The following is a 16,538-nucleotide window of genomic DNA, read 5'->3' as shown; positions in this document are numbered from 1 at the left end:
GTGCTCTGGCCCACGGTCGGCATTGCCGCAACACTCGCGCTCACGGGAATGACGCCACTGGGCTACCGACGCAGTCAGCGTCCGCCAAGACGATCGGGCGAGCGCCGGTCGGCCAGGGTGGTGCCCGTGGCCCGGGTCGCCGACATTCAACGCTCGCGGGCGCACCGCCGCCGGGTTACCGACGCGGTCGGCGCGGGCGGAGACGGTCGGGCGAGCGCCGGTTGGCCAGGGTGGTACCGGCCCGCGCGCCCTCGTCGCACGTCCGTGGCGCGGGCCTGTCCCACGCACCCGTGCCGTGGGCGGCTGACGCGGAGGCGCGCCGCGGACGGGCACCGCGGACCCGCGCGAACAATCCGTGCCGCGGCCCGGCGAGGGTGCGGCACGCCGGGTAACGCGCGCCGCGGGTCGCGGGCGCGGAACCGGCCGGCGAGGCGCCGCCGGTCCGTTCCGCCTGTCTCGTCGTTCCTCGCCTTCGCTGGTCGTGCCGCGGTGGATGCCGCACGTCGCCCGTCCGGCCCCCGGCCGTCCTCGTCCCGGTCTCCCCCGCGCCCGCGGGTGCGCGGGGGGCGGCGCGTCATCCGGCTTCGATGTACGCGTCGCGCAGGTACTCGTGGACGGCCTGCTCGGGGACCCGGAACGAACGGCCCACGCGGATCGCGGGCAGTTCGCCCGAGTGGACGAGTCGGTAGACGGTCATCTTGGACACCCGCATCACCGCCGCCACTTCGGCGACGGTCAGGAACCTGACCTCACTCAGAGGCCGCTCGCCTGAGCTCATCGGACGCCCTCTTCCACACGTGCCGCGCACCGGCCCTCCGGGTGACTTTGATCACGCACGTGTACTCCCTCAGCGTAAATCGTGCATCGACAGTCGCAAGAGGGGAGTTCCACCCATTTCCGTCTCCGGACCTGGCGAATCGGTCACAATGCCCTTGCGCAGGCGCGCGGCGAGGAGGTGACGGAGCGTCACACGTCGCCCGGCGGCGCCATCCGAACCGTCGATGACCTGCGACTCCATCATGCACAGGGGTGGCGGCGCGCCGCGAGGGTTCGGCCCCGGCGATCTCGTCACGGAAGGTGACGATATGCCGTCGCGGAGGTGACCCGGACGCCTCAGCCGCGCGCGGCCGCCCGCCGGGCGCAGGCGAGCAGGTAGGCCGTCATCGGCTCGTAGTGCTGGGGAGACACCCCGTCGTCGAGCGGGACGACGACGTCGATCTTGCCCTCGGCCGCGCCGACGAACAGCGCCGGGTCGTTACAGTCCGCGAACCCGACGGTGTCGATCCCGGCCTGGCCCGCCGCGCCGGCCCAGCCGTGGTCCGCGATGGCCAGATCCGGCCAAACGCTTGGTTTCCCGGCGTCATCGACCCCGGCCGCCGCGAGTTCGGCGAGCATCGCCTCCATCGGGTCCGGGTCGTGCGTGTGCTGGACCCGCCCCCACTCGTCCACGAGCATCGCGACCCCGGCGAGCGCGTACACCAGCCGCCGCGGCTCCGGCGCGCCCCGCCAGTCGCGGACCTGGTACGTCCAGCCGTCCGCCGGGCGCAGGACGCGGCAGCCCGCTTCGGCCAGGAACCGCGCGACGTCCTCGTACAGCGGCGTCAGCGTCGCCGGGTGGCCCGTCGCGAGCACGACCGTCGCGCGGTCCCGCGCGGCGCGGCCGATCCGGTCGCCCATCGCCTCCAGCGCGTCCAGCGTGCGGTCGGGGTCGATCGTGTCGTCGCCGTACAGGTGCATCGGGTTCGCGTCGACGCCGCAGCGCTCGACCATGACCGCCAGCACGTCCCGCTCGGTCCACTCCCGGTCGAACTTCAGGCCGAACTGGTAGTACGGGTCGCCGCCCGCCATCCGCCGGAAGTGCAGCAGGTTGTTCTGCCGGGGCGTCGCGACGTCGCCCGCGATCATCGTGCCGATCAGGTGCGCGCGCAGCTCCGCGCGGTCGGGCGCCATTCAGGTCTCCAGAGGGTCGAGTCCCAGCTCAGGGAAGGCGGCGCGGCGCGTCGCGAGGATCGCCTGGTCCACCGGGTTCGCCGGGTCGTAGCCGGTCTCCCAGCGGCGGAACTCCACCGTCGCCGAGCCGTCGGTCATGCGGCGGGGGGCGACCTCGTCGGTGCGGCCGCGGACGAGCTCGCGCCAGTCCGCGGGGGTCTCGGCGGCCGGGTCGAGGGGCCGCCCGGCCGCCTCGGCGAGCAGGTGCGTCCACGCGCGCGGGACGACCTGCACCAGCTCGTACCCGCCGCCGCCGGTCGCCAGCCAGCGGCCGCCCGCGACCTCGTGCGCGAGGCGGTGCAGCGCGGCGTACGCGGTGCGCTGGCCGTCGACGGTGAGCAGCAGGTGGGCGAGCGGGTCGAGGGCGTGCGCGTCCGCGCCGTGCTGGGTGACGAGGATCTGCGGCCGGAACGCGCGCAGCGCGGCGGGGACGACGGCGTCGAACGCGCGCAGCCAGGCGGCGTCGCCGGTGCCGGGCGGCAGCGCGACGTTGACGGCCGTCCCGTGCGCGCCGGGCCCGCCGGTCTCGCTGGGGAAGCCGGTGCCGGGGAACAGGGTGCGCGGCGTCTCGTGGAGGCTGATCGTGAGGACGCGGGGGTCGTCGTAGAACGCGGCCTGGACGCCGTCGCCGTGGTGGACGTCCACGTCCACGTACGCGACGCGCTCCGCGCCGTTCTCCAGCAGCCACGCGATGGCGACGGCGGGGTCGTTGTAGACGCAGAACCCGCTGGCCGCGCCCGCGAGCGCGTGGTGCAGGCCGCCCGCGATGTTGGCGGCGTGCGGGGTCTCGCCGGTCCACACGGCGCGCGCGCCCGCGACGGACGCGCCCGCGACCAGCGCGGCCGCCTCGTGCATCCCGAGGAAGACGGGGTTGTCGGCGGTGCCGAGGCCGTGCCGCTCCTCGGCGAGGCCGGTCTGCCCGGCGTGCCGGACGGCGGCGATGTACTCCTCGTCGTGGACGAGCCGCAGCAGCGCGTCGTCGGCGGCGTCGAAGCGTTCCACGGTGACGCCGGGCGCGGTGAGGACGCCGAGTTCGCGGGCGAGCGCCATCGCCAGCTCGACGCGGACGGGGTTCATCGGATGGCCGGGGCCGAAGTCGTAGGAGGTCAGACGCTCGTCCCACAGGACCCGCAGCCCGCAGCCCTCGGTGGACGGTCCAGGCGCGAGGCTGCTCATGCCCTCACGGTAGCGCCCGGCTCCGGGGCCGGACGCCCCGACCTCGCCCGATACCCCAAGAAGATCACTAAACCGGGCCATCCGGTAACAAAGTTGTGACGTGAGCCACGGCACGCAAGCGGGCATGAAAGTTACACCGACCGAAGAACACCCCAAGGAGCGGCCGATGAACGCGCCACCGCGCCCGACGCGGTCCGCCGGGGTGACTCCGCTGCCGACGGCCGCACCACGGCCCGCCGCCCCGGCGAAGCCAGCCCCCTACGAACTGCGCCCCACCCGCCGCAGCCGCGTGATCGCCGGCGTGCTGCGGCTCGGCATGTACCCGGTGATCCACCACGTCCCCGGCCACGCGATGAGCCTGCGCACCGCCCGCACCACGGTGGACGCGGCGGCGATGCTGCTGCCCGGCGACGGGCGCGTCCGCGTGCGGCGGATCCACGACCCGCGCGTCGAGGACGGCCCCGACCGCCCGGCCGTCGCCGGCGAGTGGGTCGTGCCCCGCGAGGCGCCGGACGGGCGGCCGCCCGGCGCGATCCTCTACCTGCACGGCGGCGGGTACGTCGTCTGCTCGCCGCGCACGCACCGGCCCATCACGTCCCGGCTCGCCGCCGACACGGGCCTGCCCGTGCTCGTCCCGCACTACCGGCTGGCCCCCGAGCACCCGTTCCCCGCGCCGCTGGAGGACGCCGTCGCGGCGTACGAGTGGCTGCTGCGGCGCGGCGTCCCCGCGTCCGGGATCGTGCTCGCCGGGGACTCGGCGGGCGGGCACCTGGCCGCCGCGCTGACCGCCGAGATCGTCCGCACCGGGCTGCCGAACCCCGCCGGGACCGTGCTGTTCTCCCCCTGGGTCGACCTGACGTGCGAGCTGTCGGTGCGCGAGCAGCTCACCGCCCGCGACCCGTACATCAGCGCGACGGCGGCCCGCCGCGTCGCGCGCCTCGTCGTGGGGTCCGCCGGATTCGACGACCCGCGGCTGGCCCTGCTCGCGGCCCCCTGGACCGGCGCCCCGCCGGTGCTGATCCAGGTGGGCGGCGCCGAGGTCCTGCGCCCCGAGGCCGAGGCGCTCGCCCGCGCGATCGGCGACGCGGGCGGCAGCTGCGAGATCCAGGTCTGGAACGGGCAGATGCACGTCTTCCAGATCCTCAACCGGCTCACGCCCGAGGCGAGCACCGCGATGCGCGAGACCGCGCGGTTCGTCCGCGCCGTCACCGCGACCCCCGCGCCCGGGGAGGCCGCGGTCGCCTGATGATCTGAGGTGCCCCCGCGCGGGCTCGCGACCCCCGTGACGGGTCCGCGTGGGGGACCTCGCCAACCGGCCGGGTCAGCCGCCCGCGAGTTCGCGGCCCCGGTCGCGGGCCGCCTCCAGCGCCTCCAGCACGGCGGCGCGGACGCCGTGCCGCTCCAGCTCGCGGATCGCCGCGATCGTCGTGCCCGCCGGGGACGTCACCGCCTCCCGCAGCAGGACGGGGTGCTCGCCGGTCTCGCGGAGCATCGTCGCCGCGCCCACCGCCGACTGGACCACCAGCTCCAGCGCGGCCGCGCGCGGCATGCCGAGCAGGATGCCCGCGTCGACCATCGCCTCGACGAGAAAGTAGAAGTAGGCGGGGCCGCTGCCCGACAGCGCCGTCGCCGCGTCCTGCAGCGACTCGGGGATGCGCTGCACCTTCCCGACCGGGCTCAGCAGTTCCTCGGCGAGTTTCAGGTGTTCCTCACCCGCGTGCGCGCCCGCCGACACGACGCTCATCGCCTGGTCCACCAGGACGGGGGTGTTCGGCATGACGCGGACCACGGGGACGCCGTCCGCCAGCCGTTCCTCGATGAACGCGGCCGTGATCCCCGCCGCCATCGAGATCACGAGCGTGTCCGGGCCGACGTGCGGGCCGATCTCGGCGAGCAGCGCGTTCATGTCCTGCGGCTTCACCGCGAGGACGAGCGTGTCGGCGGTGCGCGCCGCGTCCTCGTTGCCCAGGACCTCGATCCCGTACCGCTCGCGCAGCACCGACCGCCGTTCCTCGCGCCGGGCGGTGGCGACGATCTCGCCGGGGCGCAGACCGGCCCGCAGCACGCCGGACAGCAGCGCCTCGCCCATCTTCCCGGCACCCAGAATCGCGATCATCAACGCACCTCGCCGTGGGGGTTCAGAACCCGTCCACCCTAGCGGCGCGTCAGTCCCGGGTGACGACCGAGCGCACGAAGAACGCCAGGTTGGCGGGGCGTTCGGCGAGGCGGCGGAGGAAGTAGCCGTACCACTCGGTGCCGTAGGCGACGTAGACGCGCATCCGCGCGCCGGACCGGGCGATGCGCGTCTGCTCCTGCGGCCGGATGCCGTACAGCATCTGGTACTCGAAGGTGTCGGTGCCGCGCTCGTTGAGGACGGCGAGCGCGCCCGCGATGTCGATGAGCCGCGGGTCGTGAGTGGCGACCATCGGGTAGCCCTTGCCCGCCATCAGGACCTTCAGGCAGCGGACGTAGGACTTGTCGATGTCCTCGCGGCGCGTGAACGCCACCTCTTCGGGCGCGCCGTACGCGCCTTTGCACAGCCGGACCCGCGACCCGTCGAACGCCAGGTCCGCGCAGAACTCCTCGGCCCGCCGCAGGTACGCCTGGATCACCGCACCGGTGCTCGGGAAGTCCCGGCGCAGCTCGCGGACGGATTCGAGCGTGGACTCGACGGTCGTGTGGTCCTCGGTGTCGATGGTGACGGTCGTGCCCGCCGCGCGCGCGGCCTCGCAGACGCGGCGCGCGTTGTCGAGCGCCAGGTCCGGGTCGAGCGCCTGGCCGACGGCGGTCAGTTTCAGCGAGACCTCGGCCCGGTCGGACACGTTCGCGTCCGCGAGCCGGTGGAGCAGGTCCTCGTAGTAGCGGACGGTCCGGTCGGCCTGGTCGGCGTCGCGGGTGTCCTCGCCGAGGACGTCGAGGCTGACCAGCAGCCCCTTGGTCACGATCTCATCGGTCGCCCGCAGCGCCTCGTCCATCGTCTCGCCCGCGATGAAGCGGTGGACGACGTCGCGCGTCAGCGGCGCCCGCTCGACCAGCGCCTGAGCCCGCGGGCTGATCGAGACGGCCTGCAATGCCTGACGGAGCACGGCCCCTCCCCCTGTCGGCCGGAGCGCCCCCGTCCGGCCATCATCCGGGACATACCCGGACGGGCGTGCGGATCACGAAACGGTGCCCAATTGGTTTCCGCCGCCGTGGGTCCGCATGTATCCCGCCATGTCGGCCGTCCGGACGGCCTCGAACAGCGCGCGGGCCTTCGTCCTGTCCAGCAGGACGACGCTCTGCTTGCCGCGCCGGGCGCTGCCCCGGTTCGGGGTGGTCAGGAACGTGATGTCGGACGCCCGCACGTGGCGCATGCTCAGCGCGAGGGAGCGCAGCTTGCCCGCGGTGACGCCGTCGTCCACGCTGATCGACTTGGTGAACGCCGACAGGAACCGGTCCAGTTTCAGGGGGTTGCTGAGGGTTCCGCCGTCGGCGGCCTTCTTGGCGAGCGCGCCGATGAACGCCTGCTGGCGCTTGATCCGGTCGAAGTCGCCGTTGGGGAGGTTGTAGCGCTGGCGGACGAACGTCAGCGCCTGCTCGCCGTTCAGCTTGTGCGTCCCGGCGGACCACTCGACGTGGCGCATCGGGTCGTACACGTCCTTCTTGATCGTGACCGTGACGCCGCCGAGCGCGTCCGTCATCGTCTTGAAGCCGTTGAAGTCGATCGCGCCGAAGTGGTCGATCCGGATGCCGGTGAGCTTCTCGACGGTCTTGATCAGCAGCGGCGGACCGCCGTAGGAGAACGCCGCGTTGATCTTCTGCGCGCCGTAGCCGGGGACGTTCACCCACGAGTCGCGCGGGAACGAGACGACGTACGCCTTCTTCCGGTCGGCGGGCAGGTGCAGCAGCATGATCGTGTCCGAGCGCTGCGCGCCCGGCTTCCACTGGACGTCGCCGCCGCCGGTCGTGCCGATCTTCGCGCGGGTGTCGGAGCCGACGAGCAGCCAGTTCTCCGTCCCGACCGCGCCCGGGCCGGGGCGGTCCGCGTCGCCGGGCATGACGCCGTGCAGCCGGTCGATGTTCCCGTTGTAGGAACTCTCGCGCTGCCACACCAGGCCGGCGACGCCGAGCACGACGATGACGAGGAACACGCCGACGCCGATGAGCACGCGCGGCCAGCGCCGCCTGCGCGGCTTGCGGTGCCCGGTCTCGGCGGCCGGCCCTTCGGGACCGCCGGGGTCGGCGGGCCTTTCCGCCGCCCCGGCCTCGACGGCGGCGCGCTCGGGGCCGGAGGGCGGCGGAGGTGTGGTCATGGCGGGCGAGATTACCAGCCAGAACACCCCCAAATCAGCCGTTTCCCCTGGCCGGTCGACCTTCCCCGGCCCGCGCGGGGCCGGGTGCGGGCGGCGGCGGGCTAGCCTTCGGCCTCGGCGGCCATCCGTCCTGCGACCCCGCAGGGGGTCCGGTCCGCGGGCCCGTTCGCAGGCTTGACCGTGGTGGAGGCCGCGGCTTCGTCCGCGGGCTTGATCGTGGCGGGAGCCGCAGGTCCGTTGGCGGGATCGGTGACGGTGCGGTGGGCCGGGTCGGTCGCGGGGTCGGTGGTCGGCCGTTGCGGGCGGCGGGCCGCCACCGCGCGGAGCGCGTCGGGGACGAGGGTGAGCAGGCCGAGTGCCGCGAGCGCCGCGCCGAGCCAGAGCGGGGCGCGCAGGCCGTGGGCGTCCAGGGCGAGTCCTCCGCCGAGCGACCCGACGATGACGCCGAGCGTGATGAACGACGTGTGGACGGTGTTCACCAGCGGGCCGCCGTTCCCGAGCCGCTGCACGCGCACGGCCAGGGCCGGGTTGACGGTCACGCCGACGAGCCCGACGCCGAGCATGCACGCGACGGCGGCGACGGGCGTCCCGGCCGCGACCGCGAACCCGGCGAGGAACAGGGCGTTCAGCGCGAGCGCGGCGGCGATCACCGGGACGGTCCGCCGGTCCGCGAGCCGCCCGACGACCGCGTTGCCCGCGACGGTCGCGGCCCCGTACGCGATGAGCAGCAGCGGGACGGTGCCGGTGGAGAACCCGGTCGGCCCGGTGAGGATCGGGTTGAGGTAGCTGAACGCGGCGAACGTCGCGCCGATGGCGAGCGTGCTGGTGGGGAGCGCGAGCAGCAGCGCGGGCCGGGCGAGGACGCGCAGTTCGTCGCGGAGCGGGGCCCCGTCCGCCGCGCCGCGCACCGGCGGCACGCCCAGCCGGGTCGCGGCGGCCGCGACGAGCGTCAGCGCGCCGACCGCCCAGAACGCCGACCGCCAGCCGAACCGCTCGCCGAGCAGCGTCGCGAGCGGCAGGCCGAGGAGCGTCCCGACCATCAGCCCGTTGAGGACGACGGCGACGGCGCGGCCGCGCCGGTCCGGGGGCGTCAGCCGGGCGGCGAGCGCGATCGTGACGCCGAAGAACGCCTGCGACGCCGCCCCGGTGACGACGCGCGCGACGAGCATGGCCGCGTACGTCGGCGCGACGGCGGCCAGCACGTTCCCCGCCAGGAAGATCCCGAACAGCACGAGCAGCGCCGTCCGCGGGGCCAGCCGCAGCAGCGGCACCGCCAGGAACGGCCCACCGGCGGCCATCGCCACCGCGAACGCGGTGATGAGGTAGCCGATCCGCGGCACGGTCGTGTCGAGCCCGGCCGCCATCTGCGGCATCAGTCCCGCGACGGCGAACTCGCTGGTGACCATCGTGAAGATGCCCAGCGCGAGCAGATAGACGGAACGCGGCATGCGGGGTACTCCAGTTCTAGATCATTCAGTGCAAAATAAGGACACACGAAAGCCAGGCGCGCGCACGAGCACCCCTGCGGCTCAGGAACCGCCGCACGAGGACTCGGAACGCCGAAGCCCGACACTCATCCGGACGGATCGGCGGCGGGCGACGGCGCCGGATTCAGCCCGTCCAACGCGACGGACGCGATGGCGCGCAGGGCCGTCGAGTCCGCGCCGCCCTGGGCCGCCACGCGCATTCCGGCGATCACCGTGTTGACGTAGCGGGCCAGGTCGTCGGGGGCGCGCGGGGAGCGGATGTCGCCCGCGCGCTGGCCCGCGGCGACGGCGGCGCGCAGGGCGGCGTGGCGGCGGGCGAGGTCGCGGTCCAGCAGCCGGGCGACGTCCGGGTCGCGCGCCGCCAGTTCGACGGTGCTGTTCACCCCCAGGCAGCCGAGCGCCGTGTGCTGGCCCCCGGACGCCCGTCGCGCCTCGGCGTCGGACTCGATGATGCGATCGAACAGGGCGCGGACGCGCTCGAAGCCGGACAGCCCGACGTCCTCCAGCAGCTCCAGTTGCCCGGCCGCCATCGTGTCGAGGTACCGGGCGAGCGCGCGCAGGAACAGCCCGCGCTTGCTGTCGAACGCGTTGTAGACGCTGCTGCGGTCGAGTCCGACGGCGGCGCACAGGTCGCGCGTGCTGGTCGCCTCGTAGCCGCCGTCCCAGAAGGCGCGCATGGCGGCGTCCAGGACGGCGGCCTCGTCGAAGGAGCGTGGTCTCGCCATGATCCGGGACGCTAACAGTTCTACACCGAACGATGCAATATCAGGCGGCTTCGTCCTACTGAGGATTTCCCAACGGGCCGGGCTGACGGACGGGCGGCGCGTCAGCCGCGCTCGCGCCGCGTGACCTCGCCCGCCGAGGAGACCTCCCACACCCGCCCCGACGCGGCCAGGTGCAGCCGCGCGAACGCCAGCGCCTCGGCCAGGTCGTCCACCCGGTCCTCGCGGGACGGCGCGCGCCGCGTGTTTACCTCCAGCACGACGTGCCCGTGGAACCCGCCCTCCGCGAGCCGCTCCAGCATCGGCCCGCACGGCTGCGAGCCGCGCCCCGGCACCAGGTGCTCGTCCTTGTTGGGCAGGCCGACGCCGTCCGCGAGGTGGATGTGGCGGAGTCGGTCGCCGAGCCGGTCGGCCATGTCGAGCGCGTCCGACCCCGACACCGCCGTGTGCGAGAGGTCCAGCGTGACGTGCGGATAGTCCTGGTCGACGGGGTTCCAGTCGGGCAGGTACATGCCCGCCTCCGCGCCGCGCGCCTTGAGCGGGAACATGTTCTCGACGCAGAACCTGACGTCCGTCTCGTCCTGCATCTTCGCCAGGCCCCGCACGAACTCGCGCGCGTACTCGCGCTGCCAGCGGAACGGCGGATGGACGACCACGACCTCCGCGCCCAGCTCCTCGGCGACCTCCTTGGAGCGGATCAGCTTCCCCCACGGGTCGCGCCCCCAGACGCGCTGGGTCAGCAGCAGGCACGGCGCGTGGATCGAGCGGATCGGCACGCCGTGGTAGTCCGACAGGCGGCGCAGCACGGTGAGGTCCTGCGAGGACGCGTCCGTGGAGACCATCACCTCGACGCCGTCGTACCCCAGCAGCGCCGCGATCTCGAACGCGCTCGGCGCCTTCTCCGGGTAGACCGACGCGGTGGACAGCGTGATCGGAGCGTCCGGGACGCGGAGGACCGGCGCCGCCGCGCCGTTGTGCTGCGGGGTCAAGGCTCCCTCGCCGAAGGTTCGCGGAAGGTGGTGTCGCGGTAAGTGTTCCGTGGCTCTGGTCGAAGCCTATGCTCATCGTGCCCGGAATTAATCCTTTCCGTACCGTGATCTGGATTTCGTGCGGCGCTCCGCGGCTACGCTCGCCAGACGTGCCCGAGATCGCTCCGGGGGCCGTCCCGAGCCCCAACATCTGGAACGCCCCGCGCGTCTACGAGATCGAGAACCGCGCCGTCGACCCGGACGGCCTGATCGAGGCGGCGATGCGCGCCCGGCGGCCGTGGACCGGCGCGACCGTCCTGGACGTCGGCTGCGGAACCGGCTTCCACCTGCCGGTGTTCGCCCGCGACGCCGCGCGGGTGATCGGCGTCGAACCCCACTCGGGTCTGGCCGCCGCCGCGCGCCGCCGCGTCGCGGACCTGCCGTCGGTGGCGGTCCGGGTCGGCGCGGCGCAGGCGCTGCCGCTGCCGGACGCGTCGGTGGACGTCGTCCACGCGCGGTGGGCGTACTTCTTCGGCCCCGGCTGCGAGCCGGGCCTGGCCGAGCTGGACCGCGTCGTCCGGCGCGGCGGCGCGGTGTTCGTCGTGGACAACGACGCGACGCGCTCGACGTTCGGCGGCTGGTTCCGGCGCTGGCTCCCGTCCTACGACCCGGAGAAGGTCGAGAAGTTCTGGACGCGGCGCGGTTTCGCCCGCGAGCCGCTGCTGATCCGCTGGTCCTTCGGCTCCCGCGACGACCTGGCGGCGGTGCTGCGCATCGAGTTCCCCGCCGACCTCGCCGACCGGTTCCTCGCCGAGCACTCGGGCACCGACGTGGACTACGCCGTCAACCTGTGGTGGCGTTGCTCCTAGCGGGCGGCCCCGGGGTGGCCCTCTACTGGCCCGCTGTACAACAATGAGCCGGTTCCCGGCGGTCGACCCCGCCGGGCCACCCGCGCGCGGCCCCGCACCGCGGGGACGGGTGCGCGACAGCGAAGACAGGGAAGGTCGGGAACATGGGCCGAGCCGCCAGGACCAGCCGCAACATCCTCGCCGCGACCGCGCTGGGCGCGGGCGCCGCCGGAGCCGGGTTCGCCGCGCAGCGCCGCGCCGTCCGGCGGCTCCAGCTCCGCCCCGACCCGTTCGCGGGCGAGCCGTTCGGCTCGCTGCGGGGCCGGCCGACGCCCGTCCGCGCCCAGGACGGCACGCGCCTGTACGCCGAGGTGGACGGCGACGACGACGCCAAGCTCGCCGTCGTGTTCTCCCACGGCTGGACGCTCACCCAGGACTCCTGGCACTTCCAGCGCAAGGCGCTGCGCGGCCTCGGCCGCCTCGTCTTCTGGGACCAGCGCGGCCACGGCCGCTCCGAGGGCGGCGCGCGCGACGACTACGGCCTGCCGCGCCTCGCCCACGACCTGCACGACGTCATCGAGCAGACGGTCCCCGAGGGGATGCCGATCGTGCTGGTCGGCCACTCGATGGGCGGCATGACGATCATGCGGTTCGCCGACGAGTACCCGGAGCTGTTCGGCGACCGCGTCGTCGCGGCCGGGCTCGTCTGCACGTCCTCCGGCGAGCTCGGCGCGGTGACGCTCGGGATGCCCGCCGCCATCGCCCGCGTCACCCAGCGGGTGCTGCCGCGCACGCTGCGCGCCGTCGGCGCGGGCGCGCCGCTGATCGAGAAGGTGCGGCACCTCGGCCGCGAGGGGTCGATGCTCGTCGAGGACCTGATCGCGTTCGGGCCGGAGGCGAGCCCGGCGGCGGTCGCGTTCGCCGAGCAGATGATGGCCGACACGCGGATGGACGCGCTCATCGACTTCTTCCACTCGATGATCACGCATGACGTGATCAGCGACTGCGACATCCTCGGCCGCGTCGAGACGCTGATCATCGGCGCGGAGCACGACATGCTCACCCCCGTGGGGCACAGCGTCAAGATCGCCCGCTGCGTGCCGTCCGCGCGGCTGGAGGTCATCGCGGGCGCGGGCCACATGGCGATGATGGAGAAGCCCGGCGCGGTCTCCGACCACCTCGGCGACCTGGTCGGCCGGGCCCTGATGACCGCGAACCCGTGACGCCCGCCGCGCGGCCGGGGTCGTGCCCGGCCGCGCGGGTCTTTCGGCCCGGTCGGGATGGGAACGTTCCAAGACGGGACCGGACGCGCCGAACGAGGGGGACGCCGTGGGCGGCCACAAGGAACGCATGCTGGCCGGGGAGCCGTTCACCACCGACGACCCCGAGCTCGCCGCCGACGCGCTGCGCGCCGCGCGGCTGTGCGAGCGGTTCAACACCTGGCCCGCCGACGACCCGCACGGCCGCCGCGCCGTCCTCGCCGAACTCCTCGGCGACCTCGGCGAGGGCGCGTACGTCGCCCCGCCGCTGCGCGTGGACTACGGGCACCGCGTCGCCCTCGGGCACGGCGCGTTCGTGAACTTCGGCGCGATCATGCTGGACGCGGCGGGCATCACGATCGGCGCGGACGTCCAGATCGGCCCGAACGTCCAGCTCCTCACCCCCGCGCACCCCACGGACGCCGACCGCCGCCGCGCCAAATGGCAGACCGCGCGGCCGATCCGCGTCGAGGACAACGCCTGGCTCGGCGGCGGCGTCATCGTCTGCCCCGGCGTCACGATCGGCCGCGACGCCGTGGTCGGCGCGGGCGCGGTCGTCACCAAGGACGTCCCGCCCGCCGTCGTCGCCGCCGGAAACCCCGCCCGAGTCCTCCGCACCCTCTGACCCACCGCGCGGACCGTCGCGTGCGGGATGTCGGGGCCGGGACGTAGCGTTCGTTGTCATGGCGAAGGCGAAGACGGCCGCGAAGGCGTCCTACCGGTGCTCGGAGTGCGGCTGGCAGACGTCCAAATGGGTCGGGCGGTGCGGCGAGTGCCAGGTGTGGGGCACCGTGCTGGAGGCCGCCGGGGCGACGGCCGCGCGGGTCGTGTCCGCCGGGGCCGTCAGCGCGCCCGCGCGGCCGATCGGCCAGGTCGACGTCCGGTCCGCGCGCACCCGGCCGACCGGGCTGGACGAGCTGGACCGCGTCCTCGGCGGCGGCATCGTCCCCGGCGCGGTGCTGCTGCTCGCCGGGGAGCCCGGCATCGGCAAGTCCACGCTGCTGCTGGAGGTCGCGGCGCTCGCGTCCAACCCAGCCGCCGCCCGCGACGCCGACGCCGGGGCGGAGGCCGCCGAGCCCCGGCCCGTCCTGTACGTGACCGGCGAGGAGTCCGCCGAGCAGGTCCGGCTGCGCGCCGACCGCATCGGCGCGATCACCGACACGCTGTACCTGGCGGCCGAGACCGAGCTGTCGGCCGTCCTCGCGCACGTCGAGTCGGTCGAGCCGACGCTGCTCGTCGTGGACTCCATCCAGACGATCGGCACCGCCGAAGTGGACGGCGCGCCCGGCGGCGTCACGCAGATCCGCGAGGTCGCCGCGAACCTGATCCGCGTCGCGAAGGAGCGCGGCATCACGGTCGTGCTCGTCGGGCACGTCACCAAGGAGGGCGCCATCGCGGGCCCGCGCCTGCTGGAGCACCTGGTGGACGTCGTCCTGTACTTCGAGGGCGACCGGCACAGCAGGCTCCGGATGATCCGCGCCGTGAAGAACCGCTACGGCCCGACGGACGAACTGGGCTGTTTCGACCTGTCCGAGGTCGGCATCGTCGGCCTGCCCGACCCGAGCGGCCTGTTCCTGACGCGCCGTGAGGAGCCCGTCCCCGGCACCTGCGTGACGGTGACGCTGGAGGGCCGCCGCCCGCTCGTCGCGGAGGTGCAGGCGCTCGTCGCCAAGTCGCACCTGCCGTCGCCGCGCCGCGCGTCGTCGGGGCTGGAGACGTCGCGGGTCGCGATGGTGCTGGCCGTCCTCGCGCAGCGCTGCAAGATCTCGATGCACGAGCAGGACGTGTACGTCTCGACGGTCGGCGGCGTGCGGCTGTCGGAGACGTCCGTGGACCTCGCGCTCGCCCTCGCCGTCGCGGGCTCCACCGTCGAGCAGCCGCTGTCGAGCAGCCTCATCGCGGTCGGCGAGGTCGGCCTGGCCGGAGAGGCGCGGATCGTCCCGGGCGTGCAGCGGCGGCTCGCCGAGGCGGCCCGGCTCGGCTTCCGGTACGCGGTGGTGCCGCGCGGCTCCCTGGAACTCGGCGACGGCTCCCCGCTCAAGCGCGCCGACCCCCAGTTGTCGAGCTTCGAGGGCATGAAGGTGATGGAGGTCGACAGCCTCACCCAGGCCCTCCAGGTGGCGTTCACCGCGCCCTGACCGGACGGGGTTGGAGAACACTGGCGACCAGGGGACGAACCGGTCAGGGGGACCGCTCGGTAAACTGACGCCGTCCAGCGAACTCCCGGGGGCCAGGTGCCAACACACGACAAGGGCCATGACGAACGACGCCGAGCCACGCTCGCCGCGGTTGCCCCGGGCACCCAGATCCGGGACGGTCTGGAGCGCATCCTGCGGGGCCACACCGGCGGGCTGATCGTGCTCGGCTACGACGATCTGGTCGAAGAGCTCTGCACGGGCGGCTTCGAACTCGACGTGGAGTTCTCCGCGACGCGGCTCCGCGAACTCGCCAAGATGGACGGCGCGATCGTCCTCGACGACGTGCGGATGCGCATCAAGCGGGCGGCGGTCCACCTCGTCCCCGACTCCACCATTCCGACCGAGGAGTCCGGCACGCGCCACCGGACGGCCGAGCGCGTCGCGCGCCAGACGGGCCATCCCGTGATCTCGGTCAGCCAGTCGATGCGGATCATCGCGCTGTACCTGGACGGCATCCGCTACGTCCTGGAGGACTCGGCGGCGATCCTGTCCAAGGCGAACCAGGCCCTGGCGACCCTCGAACGCTACAAGCTGCGGCTGGACGAGGTGTCCGGCACGCTGTCGGCGCTGGAGATCGAGGACCTGGTCACGGTCCGGGACGTCAGCGCCGTCGTGCAGCGGCTGGAGATGGTCCGCCGCATCGCCGACGAGATCGAGGGCTACGTCGTGGAGCTGGGCACCGACGGGCGGCTGCTGTCCCTGCAGCTCGACGAGCTGGTGTCGGGCGTCGACGTCGACCGCGAGCTGATCGTCCGCGACTACCCGCCCGCCGAGCCGCAGCGCGCGGGCGCGGAGCCGCCGCCCGCGCACGGCGTGGAGTCGGTGCTCGCGGCGCTGGACGTCCTGTCGGCGAACGAGCTGCTGGACCTGTCGACGGTCGCGGAGGTGATGGGCTTCGCCGGTCCGGACGCCCTCGACCTGCCCGTCAGCCCGAAGGGGTTCCGCCTGCTGGCCAAGGTGCCGCGGCTGCCGAACCTGGTGCTGGAGCGGCTGGTGGAGCAGTTCGGCGGCCTGCAGAAGCTGCTCGCGGCGAGCATCGACGACCTCCAGGCGGTCGGCGGCGTGGGCGAGGCGCGGGCCCGCAGCGTCCGCGAGGGCCTGTCGCGGCTGGCCGAGTCGTCGATCCTGGAGCGCTACGTCTGACGGGCGCCCGCCCGCCCGGATGGGCGGACGGACGCCCGCGCGGCGGGTTCGGCCTCAGTCCGGGGTTCGGGGAGCGCGGGGTTCCGCGGTCAGGCGTCGCGGAGGCGGCGCAGCAGCACGCGCCACTGCGGGACGGCGATGACCAGCGCGCCACCGTTCGGATTGTGCGAGTCGCGCACCATCACCGTCCGGACGCGCCCCGCCACCTCGACGCATCCGTCATTCTCGCTCCAGCTCGACTTGCGCCACCCGAGCTCGGAGAGGTCCTTCATCTGCTCGGTCATCCAGTGACCCTCCATCCGTCGCCGGCGGGCCCTGTCTGCTGATCGACGAGATGGCTGTTCTCCAGAAGGCCGATACCGGACAGGGCACAGCAAACCACGACCTTGTGGATGATTTCCCGTCCACGAGTGTAGGCGGTCGATGTTCTCCCGCCTACGGCGCGCCACAAGATCA

The 16,538-nt window shown here is 73.9% G+C and carries 16 protein-coding genes; 6 read left to right on the top strand and 10 right to left on the bottom strand.

What is annotated here, in order from left to right; all coding sequences use genetic code 11:
* Positions 1-574: 574 nt before the first annotated feature.
* From G339_RS0117115 to G339_RS0117105, 3 genes are all read right to left on the bottom strand, one after another.
* A complete protein-coding gene (locus G339_RS0117115; RefSeq protein WP_026341537.1) occupies positions 575-778 on the bottom strand; it encodes a helix-turn-helix domain-containing protein in 204 nt (67 codons plus the stop codon).
* Positions 779-1,113: 335 nt separating this feature from the next.
* The gene (locus G339_RS0117110; RefSeq protein ID WP_019632303.1) at positions 1,114-1,950 is read right to left on the bottom strand and encodes a phosphatase; all 837 of its coding nucleotides are present in this window, start codon (positions 1,948-1,950) and stop codon (positions 1,114-1,116) included.
* A complete protein-coding gene (locus G339_RS0117105) occupies positions 1,951-3,165 on the bottom strand; it encodes an acetoin utilization protein AcuC (RefSeq protein WP_019632302.1) in 1,215 nt (404 codons plus the stop codon).
* A 166-nt stretch (positions 3,166-3,331) separates the two neighbouring features.
* Between G339_RS0117105 and G339_RS0117100 the strand changes: the two genes are divergently transcribed.
* Positions 3,332-4,411 (top strand): alpha/beta hydrolase, encoded by a 1,080-nt coding sequence (locus tag G339_RS0117100; RefSeq protein ID WP_019632301.1) that lies wholly within the window; start codon positions 3,332-3,334, stop codon positions 4,409-4,411.
* 75 nt (positions 4,412-4,486) lie between these two features.
* Here G339_RS0117100 and proC read toward each other — a convergent pair whose 3' ends face one another.
* The 6 genes from proC to G339_RS0117070 form a co-directional block, all read right to left on the bottom strand.
* Complete coding sequence (gene proC / locus G339_RS0117095) at positions 4,487-5,281, bottom strand: pyrroline-5-carboxylate reductase (protein WP_019632300.1); 795 nt, start codon at positions 5,279-5,281, stop codon at positions 4,487-4,489.
* A gap of 49 nt (positions 5,282-5,330) precedes the next feature.
* A complete protein-coding gene (locus tag G339_RS0117090; RefSeq protein WP_026341535.1) occupies positions 5,331-6,251 on the bottom strand; it encodes a proline dehydrogenase family protein in 921 nt (306 codons plus the stop codon).
* Between the two features lie 72 nt (positions 6,252-6,323).
* Positions 6,324-7,457 (bottom strand): LCP family protein, encoded by a 1,134-nt coding sequence (locus tag G339_RS0117085; protein WP_157407787.1) that lies wholly within the window; start codon positions 7,455-7,457, stop codon positions 6,324-6,326.
* A 101-nt stretch (positions 7,458-7,558) separates the two neighbouring features.
* Positions 7,559-8,905 (bottom strand): MFS transporter, encoded by a 1,347-nt coding sequence (locus G339_RS34075; RefSeq protein ID WP_019632297.1) that lies wholly within the window; start codon positions 8,903-8,905, stop codon positions 7,559-7,561.
* Positions 8,906-9,030: 125 nt separating this feature from the next.
* The gene (locus G339_RS0117075) at positions 9,031-9,669 is read right to left on the bottom strand and encodes a TetR/AcrR family transcriptional regulator (protein WP_026341534.1); all 639 of its coding nucleotides are present in this window, start codon (positions 9,667-9,669) and stop codon (positions 9,031-9,033) included.
* Between the two features lie 101 nt (positions 9,670-9,770).
* On the bottom strand, positions 9,771-10,655 hold the full coding sequence (locus G339_RS0117070) for a sugar phosphate isomerase/epimerase family protein (RefSeq protein ID WP_019632295.1): 885 nt from the start codon (positions 10,653-10,655) through the stop codon (positions 9,771-9,773).
* Between the two features lie 149 nt (positions 10,656-10,804).
* On the opposite strand from G339_RS0117070, the gene G339_RS0117065 reads away from it, so the two are divergent.
* From G339_RS0117065 to disA, 5 genes are all read left to right on the top strand, one after another.
* A complete protein-coding gene (locus G339_RS0117065; protein WP_019632294.1) occupies positions 10,805-11,503 on the top strand; it encodes a class I SAM-dependent methyltransferase in 699 nt (232 codons plus the stop codon).
* Between the two features lie 143 nt (positions 11,504-11,646).
* Complete coding sequence (locus G339_RS0117060; protein WP_019632293.1) at positions 11,647-12,705, top strand: alpha/beta fold hydrolase; 1,059 nt, start codon at positions 11,647-11,649, stop codon at positions 12,703-12,705.
* Positions 12,706-12,811: 106 nt separating this feature from the next.
* A complete protein-coding gene (locus G339_RS0117055; protein WP_019632292.1) occupies positions 12,812-13,366 on the top strand; it encodes a sugar O-acetyltransferase in 555 nt (184 codons plus the stop codon).
* A 58-nt stretch (positions 13,367-13,424) separates the two neighbouring features.
* Entirely contained in the window at positions 13,425-14,879 is a 1,455-nt protein-coding gene (radA, locus tag G339_RS0117050; RefSeq protein WP_019632291.1) for a DNA repair protein RadA, read from the top strand.
* A gap of 96 nt (positions 14,880-14,975) precedes the next feature.
* Complete coding sequence (gene disA, locus G339_RS0117045) at positions 14,976-16,082, top strand: DNA integrity scanning diadenylate cyclase DisA (protein WP_026341533.1); 1,107 nt, start codon at positions 14,976-14,978, stop codon at positions 16,080-16,082.
* Between the two features lie 89 nt (positions 16,083-16,171).
* On the opposite strand, the gene G339_RS0117040 is transcribed toward disA, so the two are convergent.
* Positions 16,172-16,366 carry a DUF397 domain-containing protein gene (locus G339_RS0117040; RefSeq protein WP_019632289.1) on the bottom strand — a complete coding sequence of 65 codons (195 nt, stop codon included), beginning with the start codon at positions 16,364-16,366 and terminating at the stop codon, positions 16,172-16,174.
* Positions 16,367-16,538 lie beyond the last annotated feature (172 nt).

Origin of the sequence: Actinomadura atramentaria DSM 43919 (genome assembly GCF_000381885.1) — a bacterium.
GTDB classification, from domain to species: Bacteria; Actinomycetota; Actinomycetes; order Streptosporangiales; family Streptosporangiaceae; genus Spirillospora; species Spirillospora atramentaria.
The sequence above is the reverse complement of the archived record's forward strand: the minus strand, read 5'-3'. Positions and strand labels throughout refer to the sequence as shown.